The sequence below is a fragment of the Mesorhizobium sp. M0048 genome (assembly GCF_040323405.1).
Taxonomy (GTDB): Bacteria; Pseudomonadota; Alphaproteobacteria; order Rhizobiales; family Rhizobiaceae; genus Mesorhizobium.
This window is the reverse complement of sequence record NZ_JAMYUV010000013.1, coordinates 89,411-112,607: the sequence shown is the minus strand read 5'-3', so window position 1 is coordinate 112,607 and position 23,197 is coordinate 89,411. Positions and strand designations below refer to the sequence as shown.

Annotated in this window: 21 protein-coding genes; 11 read left to right on the top strand and 10 right to left on the bottom strand. The window is 64.2% G+C overall.

Features of this window, described 5'->3' with window-relative positions; genetic code table 11:
- The first annotated feature begins 340 nt into the window (after positions 1–340).
- The gene (locus NKJ84_RS15075; RefSeq protein WP_352507089.1) at positions 341–2,515 is read left to right on the top strand and encodes a malate synthase G; all 2,175 of its coding nucleotides are present in this window, start codon (positions 341–343) and stop codon (positions 2,513–2,515) included.
- Positions 2,516–2,738: 223 nt separating this feature from the next.
- On the opposite strand, the gene NKJ84_RS15070 is transcribed toward NKJ84_RS15075, so the two are convergent.
- The 4 genes from NKJ84_RS15070 to NKJ84_RS15055 all read right to left on the bottom strand — a co-directional run bounded on the left by NKJ84_RS15070 (position 2,739) and on the right by NKJ84_RS15055 (position 6,987).
- A complete protein-coding gene (locus NKJ84_RS15070) occupies positions 2,739–4,271 on the bottom strand; it encodes a YifB family Mg chelatase-like AAA ATPase (protein ID WP_352507088.1) in 1,533 nt (510 codons plus the stop codon).
- A gap of 163 nt (positions 4,272–4,434) precedes the next feature.
- Positions 4,435–5,376, bottom strand: coding sequence for a glutathione synthase (gene gshB / locus NKJ84_RS15065; RefSeq protein ID WP_352507087.1), 942 nt, complete (start codon positions 5,374–5,376; stop codon positions 4,435–4,437).
- Positions 5,377–5,596: 220 nt separating this feature from the next.
- Complete coding sequence (locus NKJ84_RS15060) at positions 5,597–5,971, bottom strand: GtrA family protein (RefSeq protein WP_352507086.1); 375 nt, start codon at positions 5,969–5,971, stop codon at positions 5,597–5,599.
- Positions 5,972–5,979: 8 nt separating this feature from the next.
- On the bottom strand, positions 5,980–6,987 hold the full coding sequence (locus NKJ84_RS15055) for a glycosyltransferase (RefSeq protein WP_352507085.1): 1,008 nt from the start codon (positions 6,985–6,987) through the stop codon (positions 5,980–5,982).
- 127 nt (positions 6,988–7,114) lie between these two features.
- Between NKJ84_RS15055 and NKJ84_RS15050 the strand changes: the two genes are divergently transcribed.
- The 6 genes from NKJ84_RS15050 to NKJ84_RS15025 all read left to right on the top strand — a co-directional run bounded on the left by NKJ84_RS15050 (position 7,115) and on the right by NKJ84_RS15025 (position 13,448).
- Positions 7,115–8,917: a GtrA family protein gene (locus tag NKJ84_RS15050; RefSeq protein ID WP_352507084.1), complete on the top strand. Its 1,803-nt coding sequence runs from the start codon at positions 7,115–7,117 to the stop codon at positions 8,915–8,917.
- 132 nt (positions 8,918–9,049) lie between these two features.
- On the top strand, positions 9,050–9,817 hold the full coding sequence (locus NKJ84_RS15045) for an SDR family NAD(P)-dependent oxidoreductase (protein ID WP_254815718.1): 768 nt from the start codon (positions 9,050–9,052) through the stop codon (positions 9,815–9,817).
- Positions 9,817–10,767, top strand: coding sequence for a 2-dehydro-3-deoxygalactonokinase (locus tag NKJ84_RS15040; protein WP_352507090.1), 951 nt, complete (start codon positions 9,817–9,819; stop codon positions 10,765–10,767). Before NKJ84_RS15045 ends, NKJ84_RS15040 begins: the two co-directional genes overlap by 1 nt.
- Positions 10,764–11,402, top strand: a complete 639-nt coding sequence (locus NKJ84_RS15035; RefSeq protein WP_352507083.1) for a 2-dehydro-3-deoxy-6-phosphogalactonate aldolase — start codon at positions 10,764–10,766, stop codon at positions 11,400–11,402. The genes NKJ84_RS15040 and NKJ84_RS15035 overlap by 4 nt, the downstream gene beginning before the upstream one ends.
- Complete coding sequence (locus tag NKJ84_RS15030; RefSeq protein ID WP_352507082.1) at positions 11,402–12,283, top strand: SMP-30/gluconolactonase/LRE family protein; 882 nt, start codon at positions 11,402–11,404, stop codon at positions 12,281–12,283. The genes NKJ84_RS15035 and NKJ84_RS15030 overlap by 1 nt, the downstream gene beginning before the upstream one ends.
- A gap of 106 nt (positions 12,284–12,389) precedes the next feature.
- Entirely contained in the window at positions 12,390–13,448 is a 1,059-nt protein-coding gene (locus NKJ84_RS15025) for a D-alanine--D-alanine ligase family protein (RefSeq protein ID WP_352507081.1), read from the top strand.
- Here the strand turns inward: NKJ84_RS15025 and NKJ84_RS15020 are convergent.
- From NKJ84_RS15020 to NKJ84_RS15010, 3 genes are read right to left on the bottom strand one after another with little or no spacing between them, the layout of a single operon-like run.
- Positions 13,445–13,732, bottom strand: a complete 288-nt coding sequence (locus NKJ84_RS15020; protein ID WP_254815722.1) for a DUF1330 domain-containing protein — start codon at positions 13,730–13,732, stop codon at positions 13,445–13,447. The two genes, NKJ84_RS15025 and NKJ84_RS15020, sit on opposite strands and share 4 nt — an antisense overlap.
- Positions 13,733–13,759: 27 nt before the next feature.
- Positions 13,760–14,473, bottom strand: coding sequence for an orotidine-5'-phosphate decarboxylase (pyrF, locus tag NKJ84_RS15015; protein ID WP_254815723.1), 714 nt, complete (start codon positions 14,471–14,473; stop codon positions 13,760–13,762).
- Complete coding sequence (locus tag NKJ84_RS15010) at positions 14,470–15,066, bottom strand: NADPH-dependent FMN reductase (protein WP_352507080.1); 597 nt, start codon at positions 15,064–15,066, stop codon at positions 14,470–14,472. The genes pyrF and NKJ84_RS15010 overlap by 4 nt, the downstream gene beginning before the upstream one ends.
- A 128-nt stretch (positions 15,067–15,194) precedes the next feature.
- Between NKJ84_RS15010 and NKJ84_RS15005 the strand changes: the two genes are divergently transcribed.
- Positions 15,195–16,190, top strand: a complete 996-nt coding sequence (locus NKJ84_RS15005) for an alpha/beta hydrolase (protein ID WP_352507079.1) — start codon at positions 15,195–15,197, stop codon at positions 16,188–16,190.
- 26 nt (positions 16,191–16,216) lie between these two features.
- On the opposite strand, the gene pmtA is transcribed toward NKJ84_RS15005, so the two are convergent.
- From pmtA to dnaK, 3 genes are all read right to left on the bottom strand, one after another.
- On the bottom strand, positions 16,217–16,816 hold the full coding sequence (gene pmtA / locus NKJ84_RS15000; protein ID WP_352476898.1) for a phospholipid N-methyltransferase PmtA: 600 nt from the start codon (positions 16,814–16,816) through the stop codon (positions 16,217–16,219).
- A gap of 111 nt (positions 16,817–16,927) precedes the next feature.
- Positions 16,928–18,064, bottom strand: a complete 1,137-nt coding sequence (dnaJ, locus tag NKJ84_RS14995) for a molecular chaperone DnaJ (RefSeq protein WP_254815727.1) — start codon at positions 18,062–18,064, stop codon at positions 16,928–16,930.
- A 212-nt stretch (positions 18,065–18,276) separates the two neighbouring features.
- Positions 18,277–20,193 carry a molecular chaperone DnaK gene (gene dnaK / locus NKJ84_RS14990; RefSeq protein ID WP_023679851.1) on the bottom strand — a complete coding sequence of 639 codons (1,917 nt, stop codon included), beginning with the start codon at positions 20,191–20,193 and terminating at the stop codon, positions 18,277–18,279.
- Between the two features lie 411 nt (positions 20,194–20,604).
- Between dnaK and NKJ84_RS14985 the strand changes: the two genes are divergently transcribed.
- The 3 genes from NKJ84_RS14985 (at position 20,605) to NKJ84_RS14975 (ending at position 23,195) form a co-directional block, all read left to right on the top strand.
- On the top strand, positions 20,605–20,796 hold the full coding sequence (locus tag NKJ84_RS14985; protein ID WP_352507078.1) for a hypothetical protein: 192 nt from the start codon (positions 20,605–20,607) through the stop codon (positions 20,794–20,796).
- 159 nt (positions 20,797–20,955) lie between these two features.
- Positions 20,956–21,633, top strand: coding sequence for a ribulose-phosphate 3-epimerase (gene rpe / locus NKJ84_RS14980; RefSeq protein WP_352507077.1), 678 nt, complete (start codon positions 20,956–20,958; stop codon positions 21,631–21,633).
- Between the two features lie 38 nt (positions 21,634–21,671).
- The gene (locus NKJ84_RS14975) at positions 21,672–23,195 is read left to right on the top strand and encodes a malonate--CoA ligase (RefSeq protein WP_352507076.1); all 1,524 of its coding nucleotides are present in this window, start codon (positions 21,672–21,674) and stop codon (positions 23,193–23,195) included.
- The last annotated feature ends 2 nt before the right edge of the window (positions 23,196–23,197 follow it).

Sequence of the window (23,197 nt, the reverse complement as noted above, 5' to 3'; positions counted from 1 at the left end):
CGACCTCAATGCAAGCCAACGATAGGATGGCAAACTGTTCGCGATGTCCTCGCACAGCTGTTCGCGATGTCCCCGGTCCAAACACCCCCTTGAGGGGGAGATGTCGCCGAAGGCGACCGAGGGGGTCGCCTCGCATGAAGCGCGACGCGATTTGGTGCAAAGAAGAGGTTGCACTTCCACGCGAGGCGACCCCCTCTGGCCTGCCGGCCATCTCCCCCACAAGGGGCCCTCAAGGGGGAGATCGGCAGCGAAAACGCCCTACCTTCACCCTGAGCTGAATTGACCCTGCCACCGTGACATGCCAAAGGCCCGGCCTAGCCTTTCGTCTGGAGAAGCCCTGATGACCGATCGCGTCGAGATCGCCGGATTGCGGATTGCCCGCGAGCTTCATGATTTCGTCGTGAACGAGGCGATGCCGGGCACCGGCATCGAGGCGGAGGCATTCTGGAACGGTTTTTCGGCCATCGTCCATGATCTCTCGCCAAAAAATCGGGCGCTGCTCGAAAAGCGCGACGCCATGCAGGACAAGCTCGACCGCTGGTACCGCGACAATGGCGCGCCCGTCGACATGGAGGCCTACAAGACGTTCCTCCGCGAGATCGGCTATCTCCTGCCCGAGGGGCCGGCGTTCAGCGTGACCACCGAAAATGTCGACCCTGAAATCGCTTCGGTCGCCGGGCCGCAGCTGGTGGTGCCGGTGATGAACGCGCGTTATGCGCTGAACGCCGCCAATGCGCGCTGGGGTTCGCTGTACGATGCGCTCTACGGCACCGATGCCATTCCGGAGACGGACGGCGCCGAGCGAGGCAACAAATTCAATCCGGCGCGCGGTGCCAAGGTCGTCGCCTGGGTGAAAAGCTTCTTCGACGAGGCGGCGCCGCTCACCACAGGCAAATGGGCCGGCGTCAACGGGCTTTCGGTCGCCAACGGCATGTTGCGGCTCGGCGAGGGTGCCGGCGCCACCACGCTTGCCGACCTCAAGCAGTTTGCCGGCTATCGCGGCGATGCCGCCAATCCCGAAGCCGTCCTGCTGGTCAAGAGCGGCCTGCACATCGAAATCGTTGTCGACCACAACAACCAGATCGGCCGCACCGATCCGGCCGGCATTGCCGATGTCGTGCTGGAATCGGCGCTGACCACCATCCAGGACTGCGAGGATTCGGTCGCCGCGGTGGATGCGCAGGACAAGGTGCTGGTCTACCGCAACTGGCTCGGCCTGATGAAGGGCGACTTGGCGGAAGAGATCACCAAGGCCGGCAAGAGCTTTGTCCGCAGGCTCAACCCCGACCGCACCTATACCGCGCCGGATGGCGGCACGCTGACCTTGTCCGGCCGCTCGCTGATGCTGGTCAGGAATGTCGGCCACCTCATGACCAATCCGGCGATATTAGACCGCGAAGGCAACGAGGTGCCGGAAGGCATCATGGATGCGGCGCTGACGGTGCTGATCGCGCTGCACGACATCGGCCCGAAGGGGCGGCGCGCCAATTCTCGCGCCGGCTCAATGTATATCGTAAAGCCCAAGATGCACGGGCCCGACGAAGTTGCCTTCGCGGTCGAGATTTTCGACCGCGTCGAAGCGCTGCTCGGCATGGCGAAAAACACCATCAAGATGGGCATCATGGACGAAGAGCGGCGCACCACCGTCAACCTCAAGGAGGCGATCCGCGCCGCGAAAGATCGCGTCGTCTTCATCAACACCGGCTTTCTCGACCGCACCGGCGACGAGATCCACACCTCGATGGAAGCCGGCCCGATGATCCGCAAGGGCGACATGAAACAGGCCGCCTGGATTGCCGCCTACGAAGCCTGGAACGTCGATACCGGCCTCGAATGCGGGCTGGCCGGCCGCGCCCAGATCGGCAAGGGCATGTGGGCGATGCCCGACCTGATGGCGGCAATGCTGGCCGAGAAAATCGCGCACCCCAAGGCCGGCGCCAACACCGCCTGGGTGCCGTCGCCGACGGCAGCAACCCTGCATGCCACGCACTACCACAAGGTCGACGTCCACGCCGTGCAGCAGGCTCTGAAGAGCCGGCCCAAGGCCAGGCTCGACGACATCCTGTCGGTACCGGTGGCAAGGCTGCCGAACTGGTCTCAGGAAGACATCCAGAAGGAGCTCGACAACAACGCGCAGGGGATTCTGGGCTATGTCGTGCGCTGGATCGACCAGGGCGTCGGCTGTTCGAAAGTACCAGATATAAACGACGTCGGCTTGATGGAGGACCGCGCCACGCTGCGCATCTCCTCTCAGCACATCGCCAACTGGCTGCATCACCGCGTCTGCACGCCCGAGCAGGTCATGGAGACGATGAAGCGCATGGCGGCTATCGTCGACCGCCAGAATGAAGGCGATCCGCTCTACCGGCCGATGGCACCGGAATTCGACAAGTCCATCGCCTTCCTCGCCGCCTGCGATCTCGTCTTCAAAGGCCGCGTCCAGCCCAACGGCTACACCGAGCCAGTGCTGCACGCGCGGAGGTTGGAATTGAAGGCGAAAGGGCAGGAGCGATAGTCGCCAGCGTCCCCCTCCCCTCAAGGGGAGGGTGGCCCGAAGGGCCGGGAGGGGTCCTGGGTGCAGTGCGCTGACGCCCATTCTGACGATGCGCCTCGGGAAGAGCACGGCAACGCTCCGCACGCGGATCGGTTTCGAAATACAGCAAGGCCGAGGGTCCCACCACTGACCCCACCCGGCCGCTTCGCGGCCACCCTCCCCTCAAGGGGGAGGGGAGCGTCCCTCACGCCGCTTGTGCCATCCGCTCCGAACTCATGCGGTAGGAAATCGCCTCGGCCAGATGGATGCGGCCGACCGTCTCGCTGGCCTCAAGATCGGCCAGTGTCCGCGCCACCTTCAAGACGCGGTGGTAGGCTCGTGCGGAAAAGCCGAGCTTTTCGCTGGCATCCCTCAGCAGCGACAGGCCGACGGCATCCGGCATGGCGATCTCCTCGATGACCGACGGCGAGCAATGCGCGTTGGTGGTGGCGGAGGTCGCGCCGAGCCGTTCGAAACGCTCACGCTGGATCGTACGGGCGCGGGCGACGCGTAGTGCCACAGCTGCGCTCTTCTCCGCCCGGTCCGGCCGGATCAGATCGCTGGCCGAGACCGCCGGCACCTCGATCCTGAGATCGATGCGATCGAGCAGCGGGCCGGAAATGCGCGCCTGGTAGTCGGTGCGGCAGCGGTCGCCGCGCAGGCAGCGATAGCCCGGCTCGCCGGCCATGCCGCAGCGGCACGGGTTCATCGCCGCGACCAGCTGGATGCGCGCCGGATAGGTGACGCGATGATTGGCGCGCGCGATCATGCAGTCGCCGGTCTCCAGCGGCTGGCGCAGCGCATCGAGCGCCTGCGGCGAGAATTCGGGAAACTCGTCGAGGAACAGCACGCCGTGATGGGCGAGCGAGGCCTCGCCCGGCCGCACGCGCAACCCGCCACCGACCATCGCCGCCATCGAAGCCGAATGATGTGGCGCGCGGAACGGCCGCCGGTCGGTGAGCTTTCCTTCCCCGAGCTCGCCGGCCACCGAGGCGATCATCGAGACTTCGAGCAATTCCCTGGGCGCCAGCGGCGGCAGGATCGACGGCAGCCGCTGCGCCAGCATCGACTTTCCCGACCCCGGCGGCCCGACCATCAAAAGATTGTGGCCGCCGGCGGCCGCCACCTCCAGCGCCCGCTTGGCGGTCTCCTGGCCCTTGATGTCGGCAAGGTCGGGCAGGTCGCGCGCCGCGGCATGGATGCCGGCTTCCGGCCGTGACAGAACCTGCGTGCCGCGAAAATGATTGGCGATGGCAATCAGGCTGCGCGGCGCCAATATGTCGAAATCCTTGCCGGCCCAGGCCGCTTCCGGCCCGCAGGCGAACGGGCAGATCAGGCCCTTGCCTTCGGCATTGGCGCCTATCGCCGCCGGCAGCGCGCCGGCCACCGCGGCAATGGTGCCGTCGAGCGATAATTCACCAAGCACGACATAGCCGGCCAGCATGTCGCCCGGAATGGCGCCGAGCGCCGCCATCAGCCCGAGCGCGATCGGCAAATCGTAGTGGCTGCCTTCCTTCGGCAGGTCGGCGGGTGCCAGATTGACGGTGACCTTCTTCGACGGCATCGACAGGCCGGATGCATGAAGTGCTGCCTGCACCCGCTCGCGGCTTTCGGCTACAGCCTTGTCGGCCAGCCCGACGATGTGCATGTTGACCTTGCCCGGCGCGATCATCACCTGCACGTCGACCGGCACGGCCTCGATGCCTTGGAAAGCAACCGTGCGAACCCGCGCCACCATGTCTTCACCCCGGATGCAGGCTTTTGCCCCAAGCCTTTGCGATCATGCCGCGAACGGCGTCACCGGAGACAACCACAGATTTCCGGCGAAGGCAAGAACATTTGGGGAACGGCTGAACGCAACGGCTGCGATGGTTTGCAACGCGGCCGCTCGCGAAGCGAGGCTAGCTCCGCTTCTCCTCCACCGCATTCCAGAACAGGCTGGCGATGTCGGCGCCGCCGAAGCGCTGCACTTCGCGTATGCCGGTCGGTGAGGTCACGTTGATCTCGGTCATGTAGTCGCCGATGACGTCGATGCCGACGAGGATGAAGCCGCGCTCCTTCAGCGAGGGGCCGATGCGGGCGCAGATCTCGCGTTCGCGTTCCGTCAGCTCGGTCTTTTCGGCGCGGCCGCCGACATGCATGTTGGAGCGCGAATCGTGCTCGGCCGGCACGCGGTTGATGGCGCCGACAGGCTCGCCGTCGATCAGGATGATGCGCTTGTCGCCAGCCCGCACCTCCTTGAGGTAGCGCTGCACGATGTAGGGTTCGCGGAACATCTGGCCGAACATTTCGAGCAGCGAGGCGAGGTTGCGGTCGGCCTCATGCAGGTGGAAAATGCCGGCGCCGCCATTGCCGTAGAGCGGCTTGACGATGATATCGCCGAACTCCTTGCGGAAGGCGGCGACCTCGAACGGATCCTTGGTGATCAGCGTATCCGGCATCAGGTCGGGAAATTCGGTGACGAAGATTTTTTCCGGGCTGTTGCGCACCCAGGCCGGGTCGTTGACCACCAGCGTCTTCGGATGGATGCGCTCGAGGATATGCGTGGTGGTGATGTAGTTCATGTCGAAGGGTGGATCCTGCCGCAAAAGGATGACGTCCATCTCCGAAAGATCGGTGCGGACTTCTTCGCCCAGCGAATAATGGTTGCCCTTCTCGTCGCGGACCTGCATCGCCTCGATACGGGCAAACACCTTGCCGTCGCGCAGCGACAGCCGGTCGGGCGTGTAGTGGAACAACTGGTGCCCGCGCCGCTGCGCTTCCAGCGACAGCGCAAACGACGTATCGCCGGCAATCGACACGGTGGAGATGTGGTCCATCTGGACGGCGACTTTCAGGGGCATGGGTGCTCTCCGGCGCACTTGGAGCGACGTACGTCCACCTGGACGCACATACGCTCCAACATTCTTGAATCCATGCATCGTGCTTTCCGAAAATCGATTCCGATTTTTCGGGCCGATGCATCGACGACAGCGATATAGGGAAATCGGCGGCCTCTGCCAATCGGCCAAGGTCATGATGAGGCTGCGCTTCGCGTGGCGCAGACCCCAATGCGATGTGCGTTCAGCGGTCGAAGACCAGCTTGGAATAGCCGAGGAAGGACAGCGCCATGGCAACCAGTGAGGCGACCGCAAGGGCGACGAGCGGTGGCACCATCGGCAGCGCGAACAGCATGGCGCAATAGACGAGATAATTGACGAGGCTGGTGGCAATGCCGACGCCGCCATAGCGTGCGCCCTCTTGCGCGACGCCGCGGCTGGAAGGCGAGAAGGTCAGATGGCGGTTGATCAGCCAGGTGACGGACAGGGCAAAACCGATCGAGATGATGCGAGCCGCGAAGGGGCCAAGCGGCGCTATCGCCAACACCAGCCAAAGCGCCGCCGCGTCGGCGACCAAGCCGATGCCGCCGGCGACAATGAAGCGGGCGAGGCGTCCCATTTAGAGATCTAAGCCGCCCGCGGGGTCTTGCGCGGTCCGGCCTTCAAAGTCGCGAGCGCGCTTGCGCGTTCACGTTCGACGCGGCCGGAAGGCATCGACAGATAGAAGATGCGCTTCTGCTCGGCCCGGCCGCGCGACACCGAATCGAGGATTACCCCGGTCACCGCCGCCAGCATCGACAGCAGCAGCAGCCCGACCGACAGCACCCACGTCGGCATGCGCGGCACAAGCCCGGTTTCGGCGAACTCGATCAGCACCGGCGCCATCAGAAACAGGCTTGATGCCAGGAAGAACACTGAAAAAGCGCCGAAGAAACGCAGCGGCTGCGTCTCCTTCATCAGCATGGCGAACATCCACAGGATCTTCGCGCCGTCGCGAAAGGTCGATAGCTTCGACGAGGAGCCTTCCGGCCGTCGGCCATAGTCGAGCCCGATCTCGCTGACCGGCAGTTTGAGTTGTGAGGCGTGCACCGACATTTCCGTCTCGATCTCGAAGCCGCCGGAAACCGCAGGAAAGCTCTTGACGAAGCGCCGAGTGAAGGCGCGGTAGCCGGAGAAGATATCGGTGAAGTCGGAGCCGAACAGCCGCTTGTAGAGGCTGTTGAAGATGCGGTTGCCGAAGGCATGACCGGTCCTGCCGCCATCGTCGGTGACGCCGCGCCTTGTGCCCACCACCATGTCGGAGCGCTCGGTCAGCAGCGTGTTGATCAGTTGCGGCGCGTCCTCCGGCGCATAGGTGCCGTCGCCGTCGGCCATCAGGTAGATGTCGGCCTCGATGTCGGCGAACATGCGGCGCACGACATTGCCTTTGCCCTGGCGCGGCTCGCGCACCACGATGGCGCCGGCGGCGCGGGCTCGGAGCGCCGTCAGGTCGCGCGAATTGTTGTCGTAGACATAGATCGCGGCGGAAGGCAGCGTTTCGCGAAAGCGCCGCACCACTTCGCCGATCGTCAGCTCCTCATTGTAGCAGGGCAGCAGCACGGCGATGCTCGGCTCATGGCGCACGTCTTGTGGCATTTTCGTCTCCGGATGCCCCGTGAGGCCCTGACCGCTCAAACGCTGGCCTCGCTCGGGCGGCTTTACTATTTATTGAAGCTGTTAAGGCTAGGTTTAAGCCGCCCCGTATTCCTCCAAAGGTCCTGATATGAGCACAGCCGACGATGGCGCCTTCATTTGGAGGTCCGATATCGCGCTGGCGCTGCTTGCCACGGTGCTGGCAACTGCCGTCAATGCCTTTGCCGGCTTCCCGGCACTGACCAATGCCGGCGGCGACAACGACAATCTGCTGCGCCTCGTCGAAGTTCGCGACATGCTCGCCGGCCAAAGCTGGTTCGATCTCCACCAGTACAGGATGGGCCTGCAAGGCGGCTTCGTCATGCACTGGTCGCGCCTGGTCGATGCGCCGATCGCCGCCATCATCATCGCCGTATCGGCCCTGACCGGCAGCGCGGCGCTTGCCGAGAATGTCGCGCAAGTGCTGTGGCCGGCGCTGCTCTTCTGCCTGACCGTATTTTTCACGGCTCGCGCCGCGCGCAGCTTTGCCGGGTGCGGCGCTGTGCTGCCGGCTGTCATCGTCGGCGCTGCCGCACTGCATTTCCTCGGCATTTTTTCGCCTGGCGCGCTCGATCACCACAATATCCAGCTGATGCTGAGCATGGCCAGCCTGAGCTTGTTGCTTGAAGCGCCATTGCGCAAGGCGGCGGCATTGCTCTCCGGCCTATGCGCCGGGCTGATGCTGGCCATCGGTATGGAAACCGCGCCCTACGTTGCCACCATCGGCGCCTATGTCGCCATGCTGTTTGCCCTCGACGCCAATGGCGAGAGGCTGATCGCCAAGGATTTCGGCCTCGGCTTTGCCGGCGTTTCCGCTCTCGTCTTTGTCGCCACCATTGCGCCATCCGCCTGGGACCAGGCGCAATGCGACGCATTCTCAACCGTGCAGTTCGTCGTCGCAGCGATTGCCGGAACCGGCCTTGCGGCGACAGCGTCGATCGAGCCGGCCGGCCGCACGCGCCAACGGCGCATCGCCTCACTTGGCCTGCTCGCCATGCTATTGGGCGCTGTCGTCGTCTTGTTGTTCCCACAATGCCTGGCAGCGCCCTATGCCAATCTCGATCCGCGCCTCAAGGAGCTATGGCTTGATCACATCGACGAGGCGCAGTCGCTGTTCAAGCTGCTCGCTGAAGATCCGGCCGGGGTGGTGGCGCGCTATGCCACGCCGCTCATTGCGCTCGTGCTGATGGCGCTTCGCCTTGGCCGCGGTGGCTGGCGGCGGCAGGACAGCCTTGTCGGCGCGCTGCTTGTCGTGGCCTTCATCGTCAGCGCCTGGCAGGTACGCGGTTCGACATTCTCGATCGCCTTCGCCGTCATTCCGCTTGCCGCCTGGATTGCCAAATGGCGTCAACGGGCCGAGGCCAGCGCGTCGCGCGGTGTGGCGCTGCGCATGGCTGCCGTCTGGCTGGTTTCGGTGAATGCGGTCTGGACTGGGGCTGCCGCGGCGACCTCGGTAGCCTTCGACCACAGCAACACCACGGCGGATAATGGCGACGGCACCGACGTCGCTTGCCAGCGCAAGGCCTCCTTTGCGGCACTCGGCCGCCTGCCCGGCACCACCGTGCTGGCAATTTCCAATCTCGGATCGCCTATCCTGGCCTATTCCGGACATCGCGTCTTCGCCGGGCCTTATCATCGCAATGTCGCCGGCAACCTGCTGGCGCTCGATGCCTTCCTTGGGTCCGATGCCGATGCCAGGACGGTCGTCGCGGATCATAACGTCGGCCTCGTCGCGCTGTGCCCCGGCAGCGCCGAAAGCAAGCTCCTCGCAGCCAAGGCGCCGGCAGGCTTTCTTGCCGGGCTGATGCGCGGCAGCGTGCCGGAATGGCTTGCGCCGGTTGCCGGGACCAGCGGAGCCGCCGTCGAATTGTACCGCGTCCGGGTGGGCGGCTGATCGATCGGCGGCGCGTGCGGCCTTTTGTCGGACATAAGTCGCGCCAATCCACTCTTTCGCCCTTGCCCGCCCGACACGGCTGGATAGGATGCGCGCCGGCCGACCGAGATCATTGGACCGGGAGAGAATTTCATGATGCCATCGGCACGCTTTGCCGACCTCGAAGGCGCTTCGGTGCTGATCACCGGCGGCGGCTCCGGCATTGGTGCTGCCTTGACCGAAGGTTTTGTCCGCCAGGGGGCAAAGGTCGCCTTTATCGATATCGCCGACCGTCCGAGCCTGGCGCTGGCCGATCGGTTGGACAAGGAACTCGGCCGGCGGCCGTTCTATCTCAAGACCGACATACGCGACATCGAGGCATTGCGGGTATCAATCGCCAAAGCCGCCGAGGCGCATGGCGACGTGACCGTGCTGGTCAACAATGCCGCTCAGGATGACCGTCATGCCGTCGAAGACGTCACGGTCGAGTTCTGGGACAACAACCATGCCATCAACCTGCGCCCGCATTTCTTCAGCGCACAGGCGGTGGCGCCGGGCATGAAGCGGGCCGGTGGCGGCTCGATAATCAATTTCACCTCGACCTCGTTTCTCATCAACCATCCCGATATGCCGGCCTATACCGCCGCCAAGGCCGGCATCGTCGGCCTTACCAAGGGTCTCGCCGGCAAGCTCGGTGCCGACGGCATTCGCGTCAACGCGATCGCGCCCGGCTGGGTAATCACCGAGCGGCAGAGAAAGCTCTGGGTCACCGAACAGGCGCTCGCCGCTCACGTCGCCAAGCAGTGCATCAAGCGTGTGATGCAGCCGGAAGACATTGTCGGCACCGTGCTGTTCCTGGCGTCGGATGCTTCACGCATGCTGACCGCGCAGATGCTGATCGTCGACGGGGGGTTCCTGTGATCTCACCGAGCAAGGCAGCTTCCGTCGCAGCCGTCGACTGGGGCACCACCCGCATGAGGGTATGGCTGCTCGACGGCACCGGCGACGTTCTCGCCGAGCGGCGCGGCGATGACGGACTGATCACCGCTCAGGCTAAAGGGTTTTCGTCCATTCTCGAAGGGCATCTGGCCGCCATGGGCGCACCCGAAAACCTGCCGGTCATCATTTGCGGCATGGCCGGCTCGCGCCAGGGCTGGCTGGAGGCGCCCTATGTCAGCGTTCCCACGCCAATCGGCGCTATCCTGGCCGAAGCTGCCCGCATTCCCGGCCAGCGCCGCGATATCCGCATTGTGCCCGGCCTTGCCCAGCGCCTCGCCGATGCACCTGACGTCATGCGCGGTGAGGAAACGCAGCTTGCCGGAGCCGGTTTGCCGGCAAAGGGACGTCACCTCGTCTGCATGCCCGGCACCCATTCGAAATGGGTGCTGGTCGAGGACGGCTCTGTTGCCGGGTTCGGCACCTGGCCGACCGGCGAGCTGTTTTCGGTGCTGGCCGCGCACTCGATCCTGCGCCATTCGCTGGGCGAGCCGCCGCAGCCGGTTGCCGCCGAAAGTCCGTTTTTTCGGGACTGGTGCCTGAAGGCGTTGGCCGAAGGCGGTGACGTCGTTTCAAGTTTGTTCTCGATCCGCGCTGCTAGCCTGTTGCAGGACCTGAAGCCCGAAGATGCCGCCGCCTGCCTGTCCGGCCTGCTGATCGGCGGCGAGATCGCTTCGGCAAATCGCCGTTATGAAGCAAGCGCTGTGCCCGTCGTGCTGATCGCGTCGGGCGCACTCGGCACGCTCTATGCCGAGGCGCTCGGCCTTGCCGGGCTCGCTTTCAGGGCCGTCGACGCCGACGAGGCGGTGCGTGCCGGCCTTGCCGAAGCCGCGCGCGAGAATGGCATGATCGCCAAAAATGGAGTTGCCGCATGACCGAAACCGCACCTTTTCCAAAGCTCGAGCGGGGTCTGGTCGCGATCCTGCGCGGCCTGAAGCCAAGCGAGGCGGTGGCGATCGGCCAGGCGATCTTCGGCGCCGGCATCGAAGCGATCGAGGTGCCGCTCAACTCGCCCGAGCCCTTTGCCTCCCTAGCCAGCATTGTCGAAGCGCTTCCTCCAACAGCTCTGGTCGGCGCCGGCACGGTGCTCACCGCCGCCGATGTCGACGGCTTGCACAAGGCCGGCGGGCGGCTGCTGGTCAGCCCCAATATCGATGCCGAGGTCATGGGCCGTGCCATGCAGTACGGTATGGTGACAATGCCCGGCGTGTTCACGCCGACCGAGGCATTCCAGGCCATCCGGCTCGGTGCTTCGGCACTGAAATTCTTCCCGGCGAGCGTGCTTGGCGCGGCAGGCATTTCGGCGATGCGCGCGGTGCTGCCGGCCAATGTGCTGGTCGGCGCCGTCGGCGGCGTTTCAGACAAGGATTTTGCCGGCTATAAGGCAGCCGGCGTCAGCGTCTTCGGTCTTGGCTCCAGCCTGTTCAAGCCGGGCATGAGCGTCGACGAAGTGGCAGCACGGGCGAAAGCCGCAGTTCAGGCCTGGGACGCGGCGTTTGGAGTGGCATGATGAGCGAGACAATCGTTTCGGTTTTTTCCGACCATGTCTGCCAATTGGGCGAGGGACCAAGCTATGACCCTGCGACCGACACGCTCTACTGGTTCGACATCGTCAACGGCCAGCTCCTGGAAAAGCGTTTGTCCGGCGGTGCGGTCAAGATCCACGAGCTCCGCCAGATGGCCAGTGCCATTGCCGTCATCGACGACCAGCGTCAGCTGATCGCCACCGAGACCGGCCTGCATGTCCGCGACGTCGCGACCGGCAAGCTGACGCTGCACACCCCGATCGAGGCCGATAATACGGTCACCCGCTCGAACGATTCGCGCGTTCATCCTTGCGGCGCCCTCTGGGTCGGCACAATGGGCAAGGGCGAGGAGAAGGCCGCCGGTTCGATCTACTGGTTCTTCAAGGGCGAGCTGCGCCGGCTCTATGCGGATATCACGGTGCCCAATTCTATCTGCTTTTCCGAGGATGGGTCGATCGCCTATTACACCGATACCAGCACCGGCCTGTTGATGCGCGTCGGCTGCGATCCGGCGACCGGCCTCCCGGTTGGCGAACCGAAGGTCTTCGTCGATCACCGTTCGGCCAAGGGCTATATCGATGGTTCGGTGCTCGACCGCGACGGGATATTGTGGAACGCTTGCTGGGGCGGCAGCGTCGTCGAAGCCTATGGACCCGACGGCAAGCTTGTCCGTTCGGTGGCGATGCCGGTCACGCAACCGTCCTGTCCGGCTTTCCTCGGCAGGAATGCCGACCGGATCGCGGTCACCTCCGCCTGGTCGGGCAAGAGCGAGAAGCAGCGCCTGCTCGACCCGCAAGCCGGCATGACGTTTATGCTCGACATTCCGGTCAATGGTCGCTTCGAGCCGCGCGTGCTGATCGCCTGAGGACAGTTGCTGTCGTGCAGGCGTCCGGCTGACGTCGGTTGCGCGCAAGCCGAATACGTTCGCCGTGCGATGGTAGGCAATCGTGCTGCCAGGAGCCGTTCCACCCATGTCAAGCCGCAAGCCGAAGCTGATCCTTGTCTACGAGCCGGAACAGGCCTGCTTCGATCGGCTGGTCGCCGATAACCACGTGCCGGAGCGTGCCGCCGAAATCGCCTCCTACCTAGCGCAATCGACCGACATCGCTGCTGAATTCGACGCACTTGCCGCCGCTTGCCAAACGCGCGGCTTGTCGTTTGCGCCGGTGGCGCTCGACGACGCCGCAAGCGTTCTCGCCGGCGAAGTTCCGAAGACCTCGCTTGTCTGGACGTTGACCGATGGCATTGCCTATTTCCGCGGCGGCGCGGCACCGGCTCTGGCACGGCTGAATGGCTTCGACGCGATCGGCGCCGACGATGCGTTGTTCGCGCTCTGCCAAGACAAGTTCCGGTCCGGCGCCGTGCTCGGCGCGCTTGGCCTGCCGGTGCCGCAGGCGGGCCTTGCCCGTGACGGGGCGTGGCTGGTCGCGCCGCCGGCCTCGCCCGCCGGCTGGTTCGTCAAGCCGAACCGGCTCGGCGCCAAGATCGGCATCTGGCCGGATTCGCGCTGCCACGATCTCGGCCATGCGCTGAAGCTTAGCCGGCGCGTATTCGCCGCCTATCGCGACGATGTCGTCGTCCAGCCCTATGTCGCCGGACGCAATGTGCGGGCGAGCTTTCTCGGCCTGAAGCCGGATACCGGCATTGAGGCGCTCGGCGTCGCCTTTGTCGATTCCGGCGGCGATTTCCAAACCATGCAGGACAGCCTGGCGCTTTACGGCAATACCGGCGAAGCGGCCAAAGCCACCGGAAATTACGCCGAGCCGTTGCTGCTTCCCGTTGACGCCAGCCAGCCTCGAGCCGATGCAAGAATCCGTCGCATCGCCGAAAGCCTGATGGTCGGGCTTGGCCTGCGGGACGTCTTTTCCATCGACTTCCGGGTCGAAGCCGACGATAGCGTGCATCTCATCGAGTTCGAGGTCTGCCCCGGCCTGCCTTGCTTCGATTTTCGCGATTACTGTCGCAAGCAATGGGGCCTGAGCCTCGCCGATGCGATGGCGGAGGCAGCGGCGAACCGGCTTCGCGCCTAAATCCCCTCGACCAGGACGATCTCGCCATCGGCCACCTTCTGGCGGATCGCGACGGCGCGCTGGTATTCAGGCGAGTGGTAGCAGTCATGCGCCACCGCAAGCGACGGAAACTCGATGATCACGTTGCGGTCGCGGCCCGGTCCCTCTGCCTTCTCATGCGCGCCGCCGCGCGCCAGGAACTTGGCGCCGAAGCGGTCGAAGGCCAGCTTGGCGGCTGCGACATAGTCCTTGTAGCCTTCCGCATCGCGCACATCGACGCGAGCGATCCAGTATCCCTTGGGCATGGTATTTCTCCGGGTTAATTCCTGGCATCAGGCCGAGCGCATTTCATCGAGAATGGCTTCCGCCGCCGCCCGCCTGTCGGTGGCGCCGACGATCGGCCGGCCAACGACGAGATGGCTGGAGCCGTTGCGGATCGCCTGCGCCGGCGTCACCACGCGTTTCTGGTCGCCATGGTCGCTGCCCTTCGGTCGGATTCCCGGCGTCACTACCGCCAGATCGGGGCCGACGATGCGGCGTACCGCCTCCGCTTCCTCGGCCGAACAGACGATGCCGCCCATGCCGGCATGCAGCGCCTGCTCGGAGCGCCTCAGCACCAGCGTATGCGGGTCATATTCATAGCCGGCGTCGATCACGTCTTGCTCGTCCATCGAGGTCAGCACGGTAACCCCGAGCAGGCAAAGGTCGCTGCCCCTGGCAGCCTCGACCGCCGCCTTCATCGTCTTCGGATAGGCGTGGATGGTCAGCATGCTCATGCCCATCCTGACGATGTTGTCGACCCCCTTGGCAACGGTGTTATCGATGTCGAGCAGCTTCATGTCGAGAAAGATCCTGGTGCCGCCGCTGGCCAGCTCGCGGGCGAAGTCGAGCCCGCCGGCAAAGGCGAGCTGGTAGCCGATCTTGTAGAAGGAGACGATCCCGTCGAGCTCGCGCACCGCCTTCTCGGCTTCCCTCAGCGTCGGCAGGTCGAGGCCGACGATCAGCCTTTCCTGAATTGTGTCGGCACGCGCGGCGTCCGGGATCATGCCTCGATCCGCGTCGACAGCATGCGCGAGGTTTCGATCAGCGTTCGGCATAGGTGCTCCATCGATTGGCGTAGTCTTTCGTCCCGGAAGTTGCCTTCGTCGTCGAAGGCGCTACCGCCCTCCGGCACCGAACACTCCGGTGTCACCACCTCCATCCGGCAGCGCACCAGCACGGCGCGCAGATGGTTGATGCAACGTATCCCTGCAAAGGGTCCGCTGGAAGACGAGCAGAGGCCGGCGACCTTGCCGGCAAGCGGCCTGAACGTCCGGCCCCCATCCTTGCGCAGTTGGCTCACCCAGTCGATGGTGTTCTTGAGCAGCGGCGGAATGGAGCCGTTATATTCGGGCGTCGCGATCAGCAGGCCGTCATGGGCGGCGATCATCCGGCCGAGCCTGACGGCGTTTTCGGGAATGCCTTCGTCCTTTTCCAGATCCTGGTCGAGGATTGGCAACGGATAGTCGGCGAGCGAGATGCGGGTCACCTCCGCGCCCTGCATGGCAAGTTCCTTCTGCGCCACGTCGGCAGTCCTGCCGCTATAGGCGCCGCTGCGCACCGAACCGGCGACGACGAGAATTTTCGGGATGATCGGCATCGCAATCCCTTGCTGTGGCGGCAGCTATAGGCGATGCGTGGGACGAATCAATAGCCGAGATTGCGGCACGCATTTAGAGCTGGCCGTTTTGGCGACCGGCGCCAGCGGATAGGGCGGACCTCGTGGGATTGAAATGGGTAGGCTATGGTCTTGTCGCTCTCGCGGTGGCTGCTGCCGCCGGCTACGCCGCTTTCGTCCTCAGCCCGTGGCCTTCGGTCCTTCTGATCCGTTACGCTTTTCACAAGGATGCAGTGGCAAAGAACCGCGCGCTTGAAAAGCACGTGCCCGCCAATGTCGGCGAACTGCGCGACGAGCGCTATGGCGAGGACCCCGACGAGACCCTTGACGTCTTCTTTCCCGTGGACGCTCAGGCAAAGGCGTTGCCGACGGTGGTCTGGGTGCATGGCGGCGGCTTCGTTGCCGGAAACAAGGCCGACATCTCGGCATATATGAAAATACTGGCCGGTCGGGGCTACGTCACTGTCTCGGTCGGCTATTCCGTCGCCCCCGGCGCCCGCTATCCGACGCCAGTCCTCCAGGCCAACAAGGCGCTTGCCTTTCTTTCCGGTAATGCCGGCCGCTACCACATCGATCGCAACAGACTTTTCCTTGCCGGCGACTCCGCCGGCCCGCAGATCGTCGCTCAACTGGCTGCCACGATCAGCAATCCCGCCTATGCCGCCATGATGGACGTCGATCCGGGCATAGAGCGCGCGCAACTGAAAGGCGTTGCACTGTTCTGCGGCATTTACGATCCCGCGATGATCTCGCCCGAAGGGCCTTTCGCCGGCTTCAACAGGACCGTCATGTGGTCGTATCTCGGCGTGAAGCGGCTGGACGATGACCCGCGCATTGCCGAATTTTCAATCGACAGGCACCTGACGCCGCAATTTCCGCCGGCATTCGTCTCGGTCGGCAATGCCGATCCGCTGGCGCCGCAGTCGCGTCAGATCGCGCGCGCGATCGCGTCGCAAGGCGTCGCGGTCGACACGCTGTTCTTTCCGGACGACTACAGTCCGGCCCTGCCGCATGAATATCAGTTCGATCTCGACGGCAAGGCGGGAGAACAGGCGTTCGAAAGGCTGACGGCATTCCTGGACCGATTGGCCAACCAGCGGCAATGACCGGCATCCGGAACTCCGACATGCGTTCAGCCGCGCCGATAGATCCAAAGCTGCGTCGGCGGAATGTTGCGGATGACGAAATGGAAATGCTCGACCGTATAGTCGCCGCGGCCGGGCGGGATCGGCGACAGCGGCCCGTAAGTTAGTTGCACGATCGGCCGGCCCGCCGGGATACGGTCGAGCAGGCTCTCGACATAGGCGATGCGCTGGGCGACCGGAAAGTTGAGCAGCGGCACGCCCGATATCACCGAATCGAAGATCAGGTCGCGCTTGTCGCCAAGCGTCGCGTCGAGATTGAAGGCGTCGCCCTCGATGACGTTGACGCCTGGATAAAGCTGACGCAGATGGCGCACGAAATCAGTGGAATATTCGACCGCGTAGAGATTTTCAGGCTTTATGCCCTGGGCGAGGATGGCGCGCGTGATGACGCCTGTGCCGGGCCCGACCTCGAGCACCGGCAAGCCGGATTTCGGATCGACGATCGAGGCCATCTTGCGCGCGGTGACGGAACTGGTCGGGACGATCGAACCGACCGCCTTCGGCTTGTCGATCCAGCCCTTGAAGAACTTCAACTCGTCGTCGAACTTTTCCGCCAGCGTCTTTCGCAGTCCGGGACTACGCGTCATCGAAAGTCCTCCTCAACGCTCCCTCGCATGCTACTTAACAGCTACGAGGTGCAAGACAAGGCGAATCCCCGGATAAGGTGTTGATGACGCTCGGGAAGCGTTTTCCAGGGATCAGCTTCGGTGCTCGCCGAACGTTTCGAAAAAGTCCTTCATGCGGGCGAAAAATCCGCTCGACTGAGGCGAATTGTCCTTTGAGGAAAGCTGCTCGAATTCTTCCAGCAATTCGCGCTGGCGGCGCGAGAGGTTCTGCGGCGTCTCAACCACGGTCTGGATATAGAGGTCGCCAATATTGGGCTGGCGCAGCACCGGCATGCCCTTGCCCTTGAGGCGGAACTGGCGACCGTTCTGGGTGCCTTCCGGCACCTTCACCTTCGTCTGGGTACCGTCCAGTGTCGTCACTTCGAACGAGCCGCCAAGCGCTGCCGTTGTCATCGAGATCGGCACCTTGCAATAAAGATCGGCGCCGTCGCGCTGGAAGAATTCGTGCGGCTTGACCGCGAGGAATATGTAGAGATCGCCGGACGGGCCGCCGCGTAGGCCGGCCTCGCCCTCATTGGCCAGCCGGATGCGGGTGCCGTCCTCGATGCCGGCAGGGATGTTTACCGACAGCGAGCGCTCCTCGGTGACACGGCCCTGGCCGGCGCATTTGGGGCACGGATCCTTGATGGTCTGGCCGCGCCCCTGGCATTGCGGGCAGGTGCGCTCGATCGAGAAGAAGCCTTGCGTGGCGCGCACCTTGCCGTGGCCGTTGCACATCGAGCAGGTGACGGGCTGGGTGCCGGGCTTGGCGCCGCTGCCGGAGCATTCCGAGCAGGAGATCGAGGCCGGCACGCGAATCTGCGCGGTCTTGCCGGAAAATGCCTCCTCCAGCGTGATTTCCATATTGTAGCGCAGGTCGGCGCCGCGCTCGCGGCCGCCGGACGAGCGGCGCTGGCGCCCGCCCATCATGTCGCCGAAAATGTCTTCGAAAATGTCGGCGAAGCCGCCGGCGCCAAAGCCCTGCGCCCCGCCATTCATGCCGCCGTGCTCGAAGGCCGCGTGGCCGAAGCGATCATAGGCGGCACGCTTTTGCGGGTCCTTCAGCGTTTCGTAGGCTTCGTTGATTTCCTTGAACTTGTGCTCGCAGGCATGGTCGCCTGGGTTGCGGTCGGGATGGAACTGCATGGCCAACTTGCGGAAAGCGCTCTTGAGCTCCTTCTCGTCGGCGCCCTTTTGCACGCCCAGCGTTTCGTAAAAATCAGCTTTCATGTTTTCCCGCAGTCCGGATAGTCAACGTCTTGAAGCATCGTTGCGTCGTTTGCCGGCACGCTGTTCCGATTTAGGTGTGATGGAGCCGCGATGCCAGTGTCTACGAGGCTTTGTCCGCATTTTTTCGGGGAGCTCCGCGTTTTTCTGGCAAAGGGTTGCAAAAAAGCCCGGCTGCGCGCCGGGCTTTTTGCTTACCTTTACCGTCAGGCGGTTCAGGCCGACTTCTTCTTCTCGTCGTCCTCGTCGATTTCCTCGAAATCGGCATCGACGACGTCGCTGTCCTTGGCGGCGTCAGCCTTGGCGTCGGCCTCGGCGGCTTCCTTCTGCGAAGCCTCGTACATGGCCTGGCCGAGTTTCATCGAGACTTCGGCGAGCGTCTGCGTCTTGGCCTCGATCTCGGTCACATCGTCGCCTTCGGCAGCGGTCTTCAATGCCGCGATCGCATCGGCAATCGCCGTGCGGTCGGCCTCGGAAACCTTCTCGCCATATTCCTTCAGCGACTTCTCCGAGGAATGCACCAGCGCCTCGGCCTGGTTGCGGGCCTCGACCAGCGCGCGCCGCTTCTTGTCCGCTTCGGCATTAGCCTCGGCGTCCTTGACCATCTTCTCGATGTCGGCGTCCGAAAGGCCGCCAGACGCCTGGATGCGGATCTGGTGCTCCTTGCCGGTGCCCTTGTCCTTGGCCGAGACGTTGACGATGCCGTTGGCGTCGATGTCGAAGGTGACCTCGATCTGCGGCACACCGCGCGGCGCAGGCGGGATGCCGACCAGATCGAACTGGCCGAGCGCCTTGTTGTCGGCGGCCATTTCACGCTCGCCCTGGAAGACGCGGATGGTCACCGCCGACTGCGAATCCTCGGCCGTGGAAAACACCTGGCTCTTCTTCGTCGGGATCGTCGTGTTGCGTTCGATCAGCCGCGTAAACACGCCGCCCAGCGTCTCGATGCCGAGCGACAGCGGCGTCACGTCGAGCAACAGCACGTCCTTGACGTCGCCCTGCAGCACGCCGGCCTGGATGGCGGCGCCCAATGCGACGACTTCATCCGGGTTGACGCCCTTGTGCGGCTCCTTGCCGAAGAACTGCTTCACGATCTCCTGGATCTTGGGCATGCGGGTCATGCCGCCGACCAGGACGACTTCGTCGATTTCGCCGGCCTTCAGGCCGGCATCCTTGAGCGCCGCCTTGCAGGGATCGATCGTGCGCTGGACGAGATCCTCGACCAGGCTCTCGAACTTCGCCCGCGTCAGCTTCAGCGTCAGGTGCTTGGGGCCGGTGGCATCGGCGGTGATGAAGGGCAGGTTGATTTCGGTCTGCGTGGTGGAGGACAGCTCGATCTTGGCCTTTTCAGCCGCTTCCTTGAGGCGCTGCAGGGCGAGCTTGTCGTTGCGCAGGTCGATGCCCTGTTCCTTCTTGAACTCGGCCGCCAGATATTCGACAAGGCGCATGTCGAAATCTTCGCCGCCGAGGAAGGTGTCGCCATTGGTCGACTTCACCTCGAACACGCCGTCGCCGATTTCGAGCACCGAAATGTCGAACGTGCCGCCGCCAAGGTCATAGACGGCAATCGTCTTGCCTTCCTTCTTGTCCAGTCCATAGGCAAGTGCGGCCGCCGTCGGCTCGTTGATGATGCGCAGCACTTCGAGGCCGGCGATCTTGCCGGCATCCTTGGTCGCCTGGCGCTGGGCGTCGTTGAAATAGGCCGGAACGGTGATGACCGCCTTCTCGACCTTCTCGCCGAGATAGGCCTCCGCCGTTTCCTTCATCTTCTGCAGGATCATCGCCGAGATCTGGCTGGGCGACTGCTTCTTGCCGCCGGCCTCGACCCAGGCATCGCCATTGTCGCCCTTGACGATCTTGTAGGGGACAAGCTTCTTGTCCTTCTCTGTCACCGGATCGTCGTAGCGGCGGCCGATCAGGCGCTTGACCGCGAAAATGGTGTTTTCAGGATTGGTGACCGCCTGGCGCTTGGCCGGCTGGCCGACGAGGCGCTCGCCGTCGCTGTTGATGGCGACGATAGAAGGGGTCGTTCGGGCGCCTTCCGCATTCTCGATGACCTTGGATTCCTTGCCATCCATGATGGCGACACAGGAGTTGGTTGTTCCCAGATCGATACCGATTACTTTTGCCATTGTTCTAATCTCTCCGCTAAGCAGGCTCTCAGGACCCGTACAGGCGTTCCGATGAAAGCCCCTGTTCACAAGAAATTCCGCTCCGGCAACCGGCATTCGGCGCTGGACGGCTTGGCGCGTATATAAGAACAGGCTGCGTGGCGCGCAAGCATTCTGCGCAAGGCGTTCACCATTCATCGCGGTTGATCGGATCCGGGACCGGCAGGCCGGTATTTTCCGGCGGTGATCCAGCCGGCCCGGCCCCGGCCCATGAACCTTTCCGCCTCGCCCCGCGACAGACGCTCAGGTGCCGCGCGGTGCGGCCCCGGAAAGGAAAGCCCCATGACCACAGATCCGGAGGCTCCATGGTCTCAGGGAACAGCAGGAGCTCAGCGCGACCTTCGCCTTCCCATGACCTGTGGGGGGAGATCCATGTCTTGCGGCCACGGGGCGTTCGTGCGCTCTCGTGGCGGCCGTTTGCGCCGCGCCATCCAGGCTGCCAGCGGATTGTCGATCTTGGCGCTCGCCGCTGGGCTGAAGAAGCCCGATCTGCAGAAGGTGAAACAAGGCAACCGCAAGCTCTTCCTGCCACGGACGGCCAGGCCGCGGCGCCATTCGAACTGAAATCCAAGGCCGTGCACTGGAAAGGCCTTGGAGGAAAGGTCTGCACCAGAAGAGAAGTGGCTCGCACCGCTTCTCGCCTTCTGCGCGGACGCGGGATTCCTGTCGACAAGCGGCGCCGAGATGATTACGCCGAAGGGGTCTCAACAACGGGAAGCGGACATGGCTCAAAAAACCCTGATCGCGCCATCGGTGCTGGCGTCCGATTTCTCGAAGCTCGGCGACGAGGTCGAGGCGGTGACGGCCGCCGGCGCCGACTGGATCCACCTCGACGTCATGGACGGGCATTTCGTCCCGAACATCACCTTCGGGCCACCGGTGATCAAGGCGATCCGCAACCGCACCAAGGCCTTCTTCGACTGCCATCTGATGATCGCCCCGGCCGATCCTTATCTGGCCGCCTTCGCCGACGCCGGCTGCGACGGCATCACGGTGCACGCCGAAGCCGGGCCACATCTCGACCGGTCGCTGCAAACGATCAAAAACCTTGACAAGAAGGCCGGTGTGTCACTCAACCCCGCGACACCGGAGACGATGATCGAATACGTGCTTGACCGGCTTGATCTGATCCTGATCATGACGGTCAATCCGGGGTTCGGCGGCCAGGCCTTCATTCCGGCGATCGTCGACAAGGTGAAGCGGGTGAAGGCGCTGATCGGCGGCAGGCCGATCAGGATCGAGATCGACGGCGGCATCTCGCCCGAAACTGCGCCCCTGGTCACTGCCGCCGGCGCCAGCGTGCTGGTCGCCGGTGCGGCCATCTTCAAGGGCGGCAGCGTCGAAGCCTACCGGGCAAACATCGAGGCAATCAGGATAGCGGCGGACAAGGCGGCCGGCTGACCGCCGCCGTCCGGCCGGAGACGCCGCTCGGGGTAAACATGAGCAACCATCTGTTTGATGCTTTCCGTGCCCGGATGCCCGCGCGCGGACGCCTTTTGATGGAGGCAGAGGACGGGCGCTCGATCAGCTATGGCGATATGCTGGCGCGCTCCGCTCAACTGGCGCACGCGCTGTCGCGGCTGGGCGTCGAAGCCGGCGACCGCGTCGCCGTTCAGGTCGAGAAGAGCCCGCAGGCCATTTTCCTCTACCTCGCCTGCCTGCGTGCCGGCGCGATCTTCCTGCCGCTCAACACCGCCTATACGCTGACCGAGCTCGATTATTTTTTCAGGGATGCCGAGCCGCGACTGGTCGTCTGCGAGCCGGCGCGAGTGACCGAGATCGGCGCTTTGGCGCAGGCCTCGGGCGCTGCGGTCGCGACACTCGGCAGCCAGGGCGAGGGTTCGTTGACCGATCGCGCCTCTGAGGCGGCCGTGGACTTTCACGATGTGGCGCGCGGGCCGGACGACCTTGCTGCGATCCTCTACACGTCGGGCACCACCGGCCGTTCGAAAGGCGCCATGCTCAGCCACGAAAACCTCGCCTCGAATGCGCGGGTGCTGGTCGACCTCTGGCGCTTCACCGCCGCAGACGTGCTGGTTCACGCGCTGCCGGTTTTCCACACGCATGGCCTTTTCGTCGCCACCAATGTCGTCCTGATGGCCGGCGCCTCGATGCTGTTCGAAACCAAATTCGACCCGGCCCGCATCGTCTCGCTGCTGCCGCGCGCCACCGTCCTGATGGGCGTGCCGACCTTCTACGTCCGCCTGCTGCAGCAGGACGGTTTGAACCGGCAAGCGGCGAAAAACATCCGCTTGTTCATTTCCGGATCGGCGCCGCTTTTGGCCGAGACGCACAGAGCCTGGCGAGAGCGCACCGGCCACGCCATCCTCGAGCGCTACGGCATGACCGAGACCAACATGAACACGTCGAACCCTTACGAGGGCGAGCGGCGTGCCGGCACGGTTGGCTTCCCGTTGCCCGGCGTCTCCCTGCGCATCGCCGATCCCGACGGCGGCGAAACACTTGCCCGGGGCGAGGTCGGCATGATCGAGGTCAAGGGCCCGAACGTCTTTTGCGGCTACTGGCGCATGCCGGAAAAGACCAGGGCCGAATTCCGTGACGATGGTTTCTTCATCACCGGCGATCTGGGGCTGATCGATGCCGACGGCTATGTCCACATCGTCGGTCGCGGCAAGGACCTGATCATTTCGGGCGGCTACAATATCTATCCAAAGGAAGTCGAGAGCGAGATCGACGCGCTGCCTGGTGTTGCCGAAAGCGCTGTCATCGGCGTCGCCCATCCGGATTTCGGCGAAGGCGTCACCGCGGTCGTGGTGCGGGCGCCGGGCTCGACCATCAGCGCCGCGGGGCTCATCGAGGCCATCGCCGGGCGCCTCGCCAGGTACAAGCATCCGAAACGGGTGATCTTCGTCGACGAGCTGCCACGCAACACGATGGGCAAGGTGCAGAAGAACCTGCTGCGCGAAACCTACAAGGACCTCTATACGTCCAAAGCCGGCTAACC